This window comes from Brevibacillus sp. DP1.3A (assembly GCF_013284245.2).
Taxonomy (GTDB): domain Bacteria; phylum Bacillota; class Bacilli; order Brevibacillales; family Brevibacillaceae; genus Brevibacillus.
This window is the reverse complement of the sequence record NZ_CP085876.1, coordinates 2,580,268-2,593,913: the sequence shown is the minus strand read 5'-3', so window position 1 is coordinate 2,593,913 and position 13,646 is coordinate 2,580,268. Positions and strand designations below refer to the sequence as shown.

The following is a 13,646-nucleotide window of genomic DNA, read 5'->3' as shown; positions in this document are numbered from 1 at the left end:
GCCTGCTTGTCATTCCGTGCCCTTGCCAGCCTCACTGGACTGGATTTAAAGGTTCCATTCGTCATGTAGAATTATGTCACGATTCTGGACGGGTGTCAATGCAGCCCGGAAAAGTCTAACTATTCCCAATAGACGCTGACCCACGGTGGCAAGTAGTTCGCATAATAACCAATATCCCCTGCAATGTCTTTGATCAGCTCGACTTGTTTGTCCGCGTCCGCTCCAATTCCTTGGATAAACAGGGAGCCATGCTCCGCTCGATCCAAACGCAAGAAAAGAAGTTGTTTTCCATCTGGAGACGGCGCAGGATAGTAGTCCGCTGTATTCGCTTCCCCTTTTGTCACCTGCTGCTCAGCTCCCTCTGCGGACCGCCGCCAGATGCCTTGTTCCGGTACCATGACCTTTTTTGGATCATACGAATACGGCGTAGACAAGCCTCTAGTGAAAAGCAGCGTGTACGGAGCTTTTGGAATCCATACTGGATAAGTGTCTACCACCACTGGACCAGGGCTGACTGTATTGACCTTTCCTGCTCGATCCGCCAGCTTCAACTGCTTGTTAGTCGTGGCGATCCGGTCAGTGCCATCGATAAAAGCGAGCTGTTCGCTATTTGGTGTCCAGGCAAGCCAATCAGGATAAGCCAATCCTGTACCGAGCACTATTGGCTTTTTGGCAGGCTGTGTCAAATCAAACCATTGAATAGGTACGCCATCAGCAGACAAGGAGCCGGAGTTATACCTGACAAAGTAGGCCACAGCCTTCCCATCCGGGGATACTTTTAAGCCTGTCGCTGCCCATGGGTAGATACCTTCCTCCACTTTTGGTGGTTCTGCAATCGGGTAGGCAACCAACGGTTTACCTGCAAGCGTACGCAAGGCTAGCGTCATCGGCTTATTTTTTTCGGCAGGTAGCGAAACAAGCATGTTTTCCCCATCCGGCATCCAGGCAAAATCTGCGAAATCAGCCTTCGTTGAACTTTGCAAAGCTAGTTCTCCATGCTCATGGACGTCTTTTACAATCAGCAATGGTCTCGGCGCTTCATTACTACCGATATTCACGGTGTACGCTAGCTTGTTCGCTTTCGGGGACCATTTAGGCATTTCAAAAACCGCTCGCTCGTCTACCTGGACAGCTTTGCTGCCGTCAGCACTGACGATCCACACGTAGCCAGGCGACGAGTAATTGTCGTTGCCTTTGTATTTCACGAACAGGAGCCACTTGCCATCTGGCGACCAACCCACGATCTGCGCATAGCCGTCCTTGGTGATTTGCTTTATCTTTCCTGTTGCATCCCGTCCATCTGCCAAAAACAAATGCTGGTTGCTCGTAAATGCAATTTTTGCCGGAACACTTATCTCCTTGTTCACACGCTCTGGCAGTTGGCTTTGGGCTGCCACCTTTGCTTCACCGTTTGCTGTGACAAGTACAACCAAAAGGACAAAAAGGCTGATCAGCTTCCCCCATTTTCGAATCACAGGCATCCACTCCTTACACTCTCGATTGAATGATGAAAAAAAACGCCAGAAGAAAGTAATTAGCTCTCTACTAGCGTTTTCCAATCCAACTACCATTATGTAAGTGTCATAGGAAGACTGGCTGCAACAACAAAAAACGATTGCCATACAGATCCTCGAAAACAACCTCAATGCCATACATCACTTCGTTTGGTTCACTCACAAACTTCACGCCGCGTTGACGCAGCGCTTCGTATGTGGACCCAAAATCATCCGTCTCCCAAACCCACATTGGATTTTTGCCAACCTGACGAAGCATTTCCTGCGCAACTTCTTCCCGATGCCAATGGGTAGGGTCATGCAATACGATCTCTATCTCCTGCCCTGGAAGACCGACAGTGAGCCACCGAGAGCCATCATCCATACGAGAATCCATGCGTTTTTCGAAACCGAGTTTTTCCGTGTAAAATCGCAATGCCTCTTCACAATCGTGAACGTACAGCGTCACATGCGCTAATCTTTTTAGCACGGCTATTCCTCCTGTTCTCTTACGCTTGTTTGAGAACCTCTATGACGTCAAGCATTTCCTTCGGCATTGGTGCTTCGAATTCAAGTTGCTCTCCTGTACGGGGATGGATGAAGCCCAGTGTTTTCGCATGCAGAGCTTGTCCATCGAGCTCCAATGTATTTTTCGGACCGTATTTCGGATCGCCCGCCAGTGGATAGCCAATGTACTTCATGTGTACGCGGATTTGATGGGTACGACCTGTTTCGAGTTTCAATTCCACCAACGTGTACTCCTTGAAGCGTTCCAGCACGATAAAATGCGTGACAGCCGGCTTGCTGTTTTCAAAAACGACCGCCATTTGCTGGCGATTTTTCGGATCGCGCCCAATCGGTGCTTCAATCGTTCCCATTTCATGCAGGATGACACCATGAACAATCGCGACATACTTCCGATTGACCGTATGTGCTTTCAATTGTTCAGCCAACCCCATGTGTGCCTTGTCATTTTTGGCTACCATTAGCAGGCCGGAAGTATCCTTGTCAATGCGATGGACAATTCCCGGACGCAAAACGCCATTGATTCCGGACAAATCCTTGCAATGTGCCAAAAGCCCATTGACGAGTGTCCCACTGTAATGACCAGGAGCAGGATGCACAACGAGGCCACGTGGTTTATTCACGACCACGACATCGCTATCCTCGTATACAATATCAAGTGACATCTCTTCTGGCTGGATCGCCATTTCTTTTGGCGGCGGAACACGGAGGGTCACTTCGTCCTCTGCCTGCAGCTTGTAGTTGTTTTTGATCGGTTCACCATTAACAGTGACACGGCCTTCCTTCACCCAAGCCTGCACTTGTGAACGGGACCAATCTTCATTTTGCAGCGTGATAAATTTATCGATGCGCTCGTTCTTATCCGCTGGGTCTACCGTCCAATCGTAACGTTCAAATAATTGCGTGTCATTCATGTATGTTCTCCACCTATCCGAGCTTTCCCACTATTATTCTCATGACTACCTGTTTTTCTTCCCATCCAAAAAAACATCGAGAAGCAAAATCCCCACACCAATCGTGATGGCCATATCAGCCACGTTAAAGATCGGGAAGTTAATCAACGTAAAATCGAGAAAATCTACGACTTGACCGGTCATCGCACGATCAATGAAATTCCCGACGGCTCCACCCAAGACCAATGACAGCGCCAGCGATGCACGAGGTTGTTTTTTTCCCAAACGAATCAAGGATATGACAATCCCAATCACAACGACAGTGGTAATGACAATAAAAAACCAACGTCGATTTTGCAGGATGCCAAACGCCGCTCCCATGTTTCGATGGGAAGTTAGATGAAATACGTCCGCGATCAAAGGAATGGATTCTCCCAGTTCCATATACTTCACGACTAAATACTTTGTAAACTGATCAAGCGCAATAATTACTGCCGCAATGAGATAGTACAACAATGGAATGTCCTCCTTATTCTACTTCGACCAGCAACTGTACAAACACAATGTCAAATGACAATTTTACCAGAGACAGTCTACGTGAACAAGCGCTTTCCTTTTTTGTACAGTCGATAGCCTTTTCGCACGACTTCCAGCATCCACAATGGGATTTTCCATCCACGATCCTTGATAAATGGCAGATACACCTTGTAATACGCCTTGCGTAAATCACGCCATTTCGTGTCTGTATCATTGACATAGTAATCCGATACGTCAATCAGATAACCTCGTCCCTGATCCATTAATACATTTTTCCCATGGACGTCATGCGGAAACAAACCCTTCCTGCGCGCCTCTTCTAGCGCTTCCTCCACGTCTTCAATCACCTGGGGAGGAATCGGAATACCAAAGCGAACACAGTCAAACAGGGGGATGCCGTTCATCCGCGTAATGACCAAGTATCCTTCCCCATAATCATAACAGACGGGGAAGGAACGAGTCTCCCCTAGCTTGCGATAGACTTCGATTTCCTGTTCGGCTCCTGGTCTTCCAGGTGCGTACAGCTTGATCACTACCTTTGGATAGTCTGGGTGGGCAAATACGGCAGCATAATTGCCGGTACCGACCAGCTCCCACGGGTATGGCGTATGGTGTACTACGACTGGATCATCCGGCGACAGACTCTCCACTTGAACTTCCTGTAAAAAAACTTGCAATATATGCTGATCGATCCGCATCGTTTCTCATCATCTCTCATCAGTTACCGACTTCGAACTACGTTAAAACAAAATTAATGAAGGTTCATCTACTACGATCATTCAGACACTTCTTATAAGGGGCAAAAAATCCTTTACACTGGTGAGGCCAGGAAGTCCTGTCCGATTCCAATGAAAGGATTGCATATGGACAAGAATACCTCATTTTTTTGATTTGGTAAATGGGTAGTGAATGTCCAGCAATAGCATCTGTTTTTATGTAGTGTATAACGAGTGATTCTATATCATTCATTTAGAAATAAGTTGCTGTTGTGCTGGGGAGGAAACAGGAGAAAACGCTCAGATTCTAGGGCCACCCCCTGCAGGATTGACTGTACGACTCCATGCAAAAAGCGAAACCGCGTCCAAAGTGGTCCTTTCAAGGATGAGTTTCAGAGGTGGACGCTTAAAGGCGTGTTTCGCTTTTTGCATTGCGTCTCGGTCGGTGTCCCTAAGATCTTCGCTTTTTTCTCCTGTTTCCTCTACGAACATTTTATTGTGATCCGATTTTTAAATGCTCTAAAAGATTGAAGAACCTCATCTGTTACGCCAGAGAAGAATATTTCCAGACGTAGCGACTTGTGGAGTCCTACCAAGCGGAGAAGGGATTCGGGGCAAAAGAAACGCAACGTGCTCGTGCTACGTAGCGGCTACCACTTTTGCGTTTCCCCGCGAATCCCTTCGGAGCGGACAGTCTCAGCCCCCTGCGGGATTGACTGCACGACTCCATGCAAAAAGCGAAACCGCGTCCAAAGTGGTCCTTTCAGGATGTGTTTCAGAGGTGGATGTTCAGAGATAGTAAAGTTTTAGACCGGAACCCCCTTACAGTACAAGTAATCCCGGTCTTCTAAATCACCAGGTAATTGAAAATTAGTTTTAGTCTATACGTCAGAATGAAGTAGTCTATGGATCTTAACTGAATAATAAAGTCTTAGACTGCCCCATTGAACTATCAAACCCGTTAGCTTAAACGTAGATATTAGAGTATACATCTAAAATCTCAATTGTTGTCCTACAAGTTTCTAGGCTCAATATTTATAATAATTGGACCAAGCCTTCCATCGTCTTTAGTTTTGAAGGTAACTGCAAGAAATTTATCTTTATCTGATTTAAACATTTCTATTTATCCATTTGGCATTTCGTTCATCCTCAATTCCAAACAGTACAGCAGCTGCTTGCTCCACGATGTAACACTATTTTTCGTACTTCTTCTGTAAGGCTATTTAACTTATTGATGACATTCTGAAGTCCCAATTCTGTTGACTTCATGAAATAAAAAATTTCAAATTACTACTCCCAGTTTTGAGAGAACCCGATCCATTTCATCAAAATGTTCTTTGTCGCATGAAGCATAGATCAAATCAAAACTATCGTTATTTTTCATCACTGTTATTATGCTGTCATCGTAATTTCCATAAAATTCGATGCCTATCCAATGCCGAAAGGAAATACCTTTATTATTAAAATTTTCACGAATAAAATCCAAGTCGGTTTGTTCAATGGAATAGAACGATTCACAGCCGTATTCAAGAGCGAATACGGTTTGCAAATAGGCCATCGCATGAAAAAAATCGGTCAATGTTTCAAAATCCTTTTTCCATACCTTTTCATCGTAACTCATATAGACAGGGGGATTGGACCTGAATAAATCGTTCTTATGGATTCCCCAAACACAGACACGTTGATTCTCGCAATAAAAAATTAAATATTCTTTATGTTTGAAGTGTTGGAGTTGCTCGGGTTTGATCAAACTATCTTGCGTATGATTCAGCCGCTCGTCTTTACCGAGTTCCAAATAATAATCTATAAACACCTGGGGCAATTCACCAAAATTATTTTTAATGATTTGTATCTCGTCATGACTAAACCCATTTCGTTTCGTAATATGAAACAGCTTTTTAATCATTGAAAAATCAGTCATCCGCATCACACCTTATCCTTGTATAATACTCCATCGATTGACTTAAGAATATTCCAAGTCGGTCTCCTTAATCATCAAGAGAGCATATTATACACCCATTTTACCATTTCTTTACTCCACTATTCTGCCCGTTAGTTTAACGGCCCCAGTCTAAAATTTTATTATCCAGTCTAGTACTTTATTTATCAGTCTAAAACTTTGTTATCTCTGTACAATCGTGACCGTTAAAGACTGACCCACCCGTCCAACCATACAGTCGTGTGCTTGTGCATTCATGGCTCGACTTATGATAAAGTGGTTTTGAAGAAAAAAGGAGGATGGCATGTATGCAAAATCAAATGGGTTCTGACGCTTTGCCGCCAAAAACCTGTACAATCGATCGTTTAATTACCGTGAAGCCGGATATCGAGAAAGTATTGTCGGGACAAAAAACCGCGACCCGGCGCAATGGACGCTACGCAGATGTTGGTGAAATCATGACCCTCGAAGGCCACGAATTTGTAATAGACAAGGTTTATTCACAGTCGCTCGGGGAATTAACCGATGATAATGCCAAGCAAGAGGGATATTCAAATGTAGAGGAATATAAGCAATACATTCTATCATCTCATCCTGGGATGCCTTGGCTGCCGCAAATGCGAGTGTGGGTCCATGAATTTAGCCCGGACAAGAAAAAATAACGGTGGGCATTTTATTATATAAATCGATTCTTTATCTACATATTCTCAGTGCCATGATGTCCATTGGACCGTTTTTTGTTCTTCTACCCATGATGAAAAGATTGCGAGAGGCTGACCTCACCAAACAACAAGCCTATCTGGATACTTTCAGGTCTACCACACGTTTGGCGAAGCATGCCGGTCATGTTTTGGTCATATCCGGGGTATTGCTAGTCATGGGTGGGAATTGGTCATGGAAGTCGTCCTGGATCGTGATGACCATATTGATCCTGGTAAGCTCCTTATATTTCCTAGCACGCGCATTTTCGCCGAAGATACGGAAGTTTAATGAAACTGACCAGGACAAGGATAAATTGGTGCAGTCGCTTACTCGTTCGATCTGGATCTATTTGTTTCTTTTGCTGGCCATGTTATGGTTCATGGTAGTGAAGCCTGAGCTATGGTAGAAATGATCGTCCTCCTAACTGTGTTCTCGTTCACTGATGGAAAAAGGCGCCTCAGGTGTCTTTTTCTTTTTTGTTAACTAGCAGGTTAAATCTGCCGGTTTAATTGGCGTTTGATCTTCTTTTTATTCGGTAACCAATTCCTCGATGTGTTTAATATGCCGATAACCCGGCGGATGGTGCCGGTGCTGCACAATGCATTGCGTCTCGGTCGGTGTCCCTAAGATCTTCGCTTTTTTCTCCTGTTTCCTCTACGAACATTTTATTGTGATCCGATTTTTAAATGCTCTAATCAGATTGAAGAATGCGATCTGTTACGCTAGAGAAGAATATTTTCAGACGTAGCGACTTGTGGAGTCCTACCGAGCGGAGAAGGGATGAGCGGGCAAAAGAAACGCAACGTGCCCGCGCTACGAAGCGGCTACCACTTTTGCGTTTCCCCGCGAATCCCTTCTTAGCGGACAGTCTTAGCCCCCAGCAGGACGGAGCCTGGAGCCTAGACTGGAAATATTCTTCTCTTCACCGCAGCCACATAGCAGGAACTTAGTAAAAAAAGAAGAACCTCGCACATCCATGAGGCTCTCCCCTTCAGAAATTTACACATTAATCTCCAAAAACCATTCGCGAATCGCATCTTGCAGCTTTTGCAAAGCCGTCGCATTCGTTGCTTCACAATAGATGCGTACCAACGGTTCTGTGCCAGACGGACGGATCAGGACCCAATGTCCTTCCTCGAGCAACAGCTTGACCCCATCCACACGTTGAATCTCCAAAACCTGATAAGGACCAACCAGTGCAGGAGGCTTGGTGATCATTTGCTGAACCCATTGATCTTTTTGCGGCAATTTCATATCAAGCCGTGTATGGAACAGCTCGCCAAACTGTTCGCATACATCTCGCAGTATTTGATCGATTCCTTTGTTTTCATGCGCGCACATCTCGGCGAGCAACAAATTGATGAGTACGCCGTCCTTCTCTGGGATGTGACCGAGAATACTGGCCCCGCCACTTTCCTCTCCGCCGATGAGCACGTCGCCTTTGCGCATTTCCTCACCTACATACTTGAAGCCGACTGGCGTCTCCACCAGCTCAAGACCGTAATGTTTAGCCATCCGATCTAGTAGATGCGTAGTCGCTACTGTCCTGACAATCCGTCCGGTCAAACCACGATTTTTTCTCAAATGATAGGTTAGGAGCACGAGTGCTTCGTTTGGCGTGATGTACTGTCCGAAGCGGTCGACGACTCCGAAGCGATCCGCGTCCCCGTCATTGGCAAGACCAAGAGATGCTTGGCGTTCTACGACTTCTTTTTTTAGCAAATGCAAATGCTTATCATTTGGCTCAGGCAAATCTCCTCCAAAAGCCGCATCCGGGACTTCTCGAATTCCGATGTTTTTCACCCCCGCCTCTGACAAAAAACCGCTCACGTAGCCCATGCCTGCACCATGCATGGCATCGACAACAACGGACAAGGACGAGTTTTGCAAAACATCCATGTTTATCATCCGTCTAAGATGCGCCTCGTAATGAGGTCGCAGCACAATGACTTGCAGCAGCTTGCGGGCCTTTGCTTCCGCGAGGGAAATCGTACGTACCGATTTCGCCTGGTAGGTTTCGGTGATCCACTCTTCCAATCTTTGCGTGATCGCAGGCGTTGCAGGCCCAGCATACTCCGGAATGTATTTAATGCCGTTATATTCGGGTGGATTGTGACTGGCCGTGATCATGATTGCGCCACTCGCTGCAAAATGCTTCACTCCAAAGGCTACGGCAGGCGTTGGCGCTGCTTCGTTCACCAAATAGGTACGAATGTCATTCGCGGTCAGGACAGCTGCAACCTCCTCAGCAAAGCGTCTCCCCAAAAACCGCGTGTCGTGCCCGACCAAAACAGGCTGCTCCTGTTGTCCGATTTCTTTGGTATAGCTGGCGATGGCTTGTGCGACAATGCGGGCATTCTCGACAGTAAAGCCATCTGCGATTATGTCACGCCAACCGTCCGTACCGAAACGGATCGTTGTCATCTCCTCATCTCTCCCCTCGTTACCGCAACTCATTCACCTTCTCCAAATAACGCAAAACAGTGGCAACATAAGTAGCATGCGACCACGTCAGCGGTGCAACGGATACGGGAGCACCTGTATACGGATCGAGCTGTTCGGATAGCACGCCACTTTGTAGAGCATGGCGTACGACCCAGGCCAGTCTGTTCTTTGGCTCTTGGAGTTCATCGAGCGATTTTGCCTTGGCAATTTCCCAATCAGCCACCCATAACGTGCAAATGATCCATGGATTCCCCGGCACCTTCGCCGTGTCATGTGATTTTTTGAAATAGTAATCCCCTTGATAACGAGCAATTCCACCGATCACAGTATCTACCCGCAAACTCTTTTTGACAGCTTCCATTGTCCGCTCAACTCTCGGATCGTCTACGGAAAACACATCAAGCGCAAACAAGGCGAATAAGCTGCTCTCCACCGTGAAATCTTTTTCGACACTCCCATCTGCTCTTACATAAATCCCTCGCAGAAAACGCCCGATTTCAGGGTCGTACAGATGTTTTTCCATTGCCCCACGAATGCGCTCTGCCCCTTCTGCGTAGCGTTTGTAGCGCCGATCATCCCCGAACAACTGGGCGAAACGAGCCGCAGCCATTAAGCCCGCGAAAACCGTAGCACTGGTAAACGTAAAAATTCCCCGTCGCTCTTCCCATAAGTCGTAGCTTGGATTCGGGAGTTGCAGCTCTGGATGGACATACTCCAGCAAAAAGCGGGCCGCCGGACGAACCAGCGTGGGATATAGCGCCTGGCAGTCTTCAATTTGCTTGCCGCTCTTGTATTGCTCCCAGAGCGCGTACAGCACGAGCGCCGTCTCATCCTCCTGAATCGGGAGCTGAATTTCTCCGTCAACAATATACGGATGCCAACTGGAACCGACAGACCCATCTGGATTGTACTTGTGCAGCAAATACCCTTCCTTATTCAAGGCATCTGCGCAAAATCGAAAAAATGGTGCGACCACTCCCGTATAGCCTGCTTTCGCCATCGCACTCGCAATCAACGCCCCATCTCTTGGCCACATGTAGCTGTAATGGTCGCGATTGAATTGGAGAATATCCGAGTCATTCGCAGCGAGAATAGCTCCGTTCTGATCGATTTGCGTGCGCACGAGTAGCAAGCTGGTCTTGTACAGATTGACAACCTCTGCCGGAAGATCAGCAAAGTCCCGCTCTTCCTTATTGACCCAACGCTGCCAATACACCGCGACCCGACTGAGCAAACGTTCTGGATCACTTTCGAGTACATACTGGTTCAATACTTTGACATCCTCATACGATTCACCAATGCACATCCAGTAAAAGAGCGCCTTCTCTTCTTGCGGTTGCAGCATGAGGGAAAAGGAGATCGTACTATCTACGGAGCCTTGTGCAATCGGATTACCGGACAAAAGACCATCCTCCGCGTCCCTCCAGGTCCCCTCCGCATAGTTGAACCGCTTGATCCCGACGCTATATTGATTGATCCCACCCGTATCCGTTTTTCCATTCGCCATGATGTACACATTGCGCTTGTAGTGATAAATGGTGCGCAGGATGGGATCAAAAACAGCGGTATCCCCTACCTCCGTCTCATTCAAGCTGAAATCGTGATTAAAAAACAGCCTGACCTCCCGCACCTCGCTCGTCAAATTCCGAACGCACACCTTTTTCAAATAAATCGGGTCACGCTGATGCACCCCATCTGCAATTTGCAGGGAGATGCCCAGATGTTCATGATGCGCATGAACATCTGTCACCAAAGACTCCTGTCCGTATCCGAGCTTCCGCGTCCAGCCGTCTTCATCCAGCCAGGAAAAGCGACCTTGCACCCATATCCCCAGCTTGCTAAAGTGTCCCCCAACATGATTCAGCTGACCGACATACGGAAAATAGAGATCTCGCATGTGCAGCTTGTCATCAAAATTAATCAGCAGTTTTCCGTTCCCGACGACGAGCGGTCTCGGCATGCCTTCACGTCCTTTTCGTTATAGGCTGTCGATCTCTCTCTTTTCGTGAAACTGATATTCGGCAATTCGCCTCGCATAGGAAGAAGCAAGCGTAGCCGCGGTCTCTGCCGTCGCCCCTTGCGAAATCACTTTTACGTGCGAATCCTCTGAATCGGGTAATATCAGCACCCAGCCGTTCGAATCGTATACCTTGATTCCATCGACGAGCTCCAGCAGCTTGCCTTTGTTTTCTTCCATCACTCTACGCATGACCTTCCCTTTTGCTGCCCATGGGCAAAAGACAGTCTTTTTCTCCATATGGCACGCTGGCAACAGCTCCAACAAAACACTGAGCGGTTTTTCCTCAGAAGCGAGATACGAAAGAATTCTCATGAGGCTGTACACGGCATCAAACATCGGATGAAAGCGCTGTTCGCTCGATACCTCCATCATGGAGCGCGGAGAGACCTTGGTGCGTACAACTTCCATTTGCAACAGCTGGGCCATATGCTCCAATTCAATCGGTGCACTCACAGGAAGACCGATGCGCCGATGTTGACCACTGCAAGCCAGCAGTTGCAGAGCCGTGATCTGTTCATTCGAGAGTTTCTCTCCATGCTCGGTAAACAAGGTAAATTGCTCGCCATTTTTATCGAGACGAACTCCTAAATCCGCTCCCTTTTTACGAATACCCTCTTGTATGGAGCTGTATTGTGCAGAGACTCCCAGTGCATGCAAGAGTGGCGCAAGAAAAGTAGGGAAAAAACGCTGTTCACAATCGATCAGCAGGTGGAAGCGCTGACGCTGGATGGACGGTACATTCAAGTGTTGAACCAATGCATGAAGATAAGCTTCTTGTACTTGATGCTCGACTTGCAGTGCTCCCAACCGATGCAGGTTGCGAACATAAGTCTCTTGCCAGTAAGCATTCTCAATTTTGCGCTCCTTATCACGAGAAATCGGCAAGCCCGCTTGATCGATGAATTGGATGACAATCTCTTTATCATCGACTGGCTCTGCCATATAAATATGAATGCCGCCTCTGCAATCCAGGGAGCGCACGCCGTATCGAATCAAGGGTGAATTGCCAATCCCGAGATCGACTGTATCAATTCCGGAAGAGCACAAGCTCGTCATGATGCTATGCTTCAATAGCTGAGCAAATGGGTGTGCGCATGCAGAGAGCGCAATTTTATCCCCCGCTTGTAGTAAGTACGCGTAGGCAGCAGCAAGTCTCGTGACGAATTCGGGCGTGATGTCAACGTTGCCAATGCCCTTAATTCCATGCGTCCCAAACAAATTTTTCGTTTGCTTGGCACCGTAGATGAGCGAGGTGGTGACAGTCGCATTTTCCCCGACTTCCTTATCCGGCCAAATTTTGACCCCTGCCTTTACCACCGACTTCGCTCCAATGAGGCACTGGTCTCCAATGACCGCCCCTTCCCCGAGTTGTACGCAATCTGCTATTCGGGTGTTGCGGCAGAGGGTCGTTCCTGTGATCTCTGCTTTTTTCCCAATGACACTGTTTTCCCAAATGATAGTCCGGGACAGCTTCGTACCGGAAGAAATCACGGTATTTTTCCCCAGAATGGAATAAGCACCAACGGAAACTCCAGCCTGCAAGTGTACATTTTCACCGATATAGACAGGGCCTTCCAAACGGACCGATGAATCGATGCGAACATCATTTTCCAAGAAAATGCGCGGTGCGATTTCTTGTGCTTTTATTTCGAGATGCACGCGTCCATCCAGCAAATCAAACTGGGCTTGCTGATAAACCTCCAAAGAGCCAATATCAGACCAATAACCACTTGCCTCATATCCGTATAGAGGCTTTGCTGCTTGTAAAAAAGACGGGAAAATTTCCTTGCTGAAATCCACTTCCCGCTCTTCTTCTATATAAGACAAGACCTCGGGCTCGCAGACGTATATCCCGGTATTCACCGTATCGCTAAAAACCTCTGCCCAGCTCGGCTTTTCTAAAAAGCGGGTAATGTGTCCGCTCTCATCTGTCATGACAACTCCGAATTCCAGCGGTGTTTCTACACGAGTCAAAATCAAAGTAGCCAGTGCGTTATTTTGTTCATGGAAACGTACAGCTGCCGACAAATCGATGTCTGTCAACGTATCTCCACTGATCACGACAAAGCGCTCATCGAGAAAATCAGCGCAGTTTTTCACGCTGCCTGCCGTGCCCAAAGGAATTGTTTCTTCAAAATAGACGAGCGAAACACCGTAGCGAGATCCATCACCAAACGTATCGCGGATGACATCAGGCAGATACTGGAGTGTCACTGCTATCTCTGTAATCCCATGCTTTTTCAATAGATCAATCGTGTACTCCATGCAAGGCCGGTTTAAGAGTGGCACCATTGGTTTTGGCGTATGGCATGTTAACGGACGTAGTCGTGTACCTTTTCCCCCAGCCATGATTACTGCCTTCATCTTCTTTTCTTC

At 47.2% G+C, this 13,646-nt stretch carries 11 protein-coding genes; 2 read left to right on the top strand and 9 right to left on the bottom strand.

Annotated features, from left to right (window positions below):
* Positions 1-119: 119 nt before the first annotated feature.
* The 6 genes from HP399_RS11940 to HP399_RS11915 form a co-directional block, all read right to left on the bottom strand.
* Positions 120-1,481: a TolB-like translocation protein gene (locus HP399_RS11940; RefSeq protein ID WP_173617260.1), complete on the bottom strand. Its 1,362-nt coding sequence runs from the start codon at positions 1,479-1,481 to the stop codon at positions 120-122.
* 100 nt (positions 1,482-1,581) lie between these two features.
* Positions 1,582-1,983: a VOC family protein gene (locus HP399_RS11935; RefSeq protein WP_173617259.1), complete on the bottom strand. Its 402-nt coding sequence runs from the start codon at positions 1,981-1,983 to the stop codon at positions 1,582-1,584.
* 19 nt (positions 1,984-2,002) lie between these two features.
* Entirely contained in the window at positions 2,003-2,932 is a 930-nt protein-coding gene (locus HP399_RS11930; protein ID WP_173617258.1) for an RluA family pseudouridine synthase, read from the bottom strand.
* A 45-nt stretch (positions 2,933-2,977) separates the two neighbouring features.
* On the bottom strand, positions 2,978-3,427 hold the full coding sequence (lspA, locus tag HP399_RS11925; RefSeq protein WP_173617257.1) for a signal peptidase II: 450 nt from the start codon (positions 3,425-3,427) through the stop codon (positions 2,978-2,980).
* Between the two features lie 77 nt (positions 3,428-3,504).
* The gene (locus HP399_RS11920; RefSeq protein ID WP_173617256.1) at positions 3,505-4,146 is read right to left on the bottom strand and encodes a serine/threonine-protein kinase; all 642 of its coding nucleotides are present in this window, start codon (positions 4,144-4,146) and stop codon (positions 3,505-3,507) included.
* 1,300 nt (positions 4,147-5,446) lie between these two features.
* Entirely contained in the window at positions 5,447-6,085 is a 639-nt protein-coding gene (locus HP399_RS11915; protein WP_173617255.1) for a hypothetical protein, read from the bottom strand.
* A 326-nt stretch (positions 6,086-6,411) separates the two neighbouring features.
* Between HP399_RS11915 and HP399_RS11910 the strand changes: the two genes are divergently transcribed.
* The gene (locus tag HP399_RS11910) at positions 6,412-6,765 is read left to right on the top strand and encodes an ASCH domain-containing protein (RefSeq protein WP_173617254.1); all 354 of its coding nucleotides are present in this window, start codon (positions 6,412-6,414) and stop codon (positions 6,763-6,765) included.
* Between the two features lie 2 nt (positions 6,766-6,767).
* Positions 6,768-7,211, top strand: coding sequence for a DUF2269 family protein (locus HP399_RS11905; protein ID WP_173617253.1), 444 nt, complete (start codon positions 6,768-6,770; stop codon positions 7,209-7,211).
* A gap of 593 nt (positions 7,212-7,804) precedes the next feature.
* Here the strand turns inward: HP399_RS11905 and HP399_RS11900 are convergent.
* From HP399_RS11900 to HP399_RS11890, 3 genes are read right to left on the bottom strand one after another with little or no spacing between them, the layout of a single operon-like run.
* Positions 7,805-9,229 carry a phosphoglucomutase/phosphomannomutase family protein gene (locus tag HP399_RS11900; RefSeq protein WP_173617252.1) on the bottom strand — a complete coding sequence of 475 codons (1,425 nt, stop codon included), beginning with the start codon at positions 9,227-9,229 and terminating at the stop codon, positions 7,805-7,807.
* Positions 9,230-9,248: 19 nt separating this feature from the next.
* The gene (locus HP399_RS11895) at positions 9,249-11,210 is read right to left on the bottom strand and encodes a glycoside hydrolase family 15 protein (RefSeq protein ID WP_173617251.1); all 1,962 of its coding nucleotides are present in this window, start codon (positions 11,208-11,210) and stop codon (positions 9,249-9,251) included.
* A gap of 18 nt (positions 11,211-11,228) precedes the next feature.
* A complete protein-coding gene (locus HP399_RS11890; RefSeq protein WP_173617250.1) occupies positions 11,229-13,634 on the bottom strand; it encodes a sugar phosphate nucleotidyltransferase in 2,406 nt (801 codons plus the stop codon).
* Positions 13,635-13,646 lie beyond the last annotated feature (12 nt).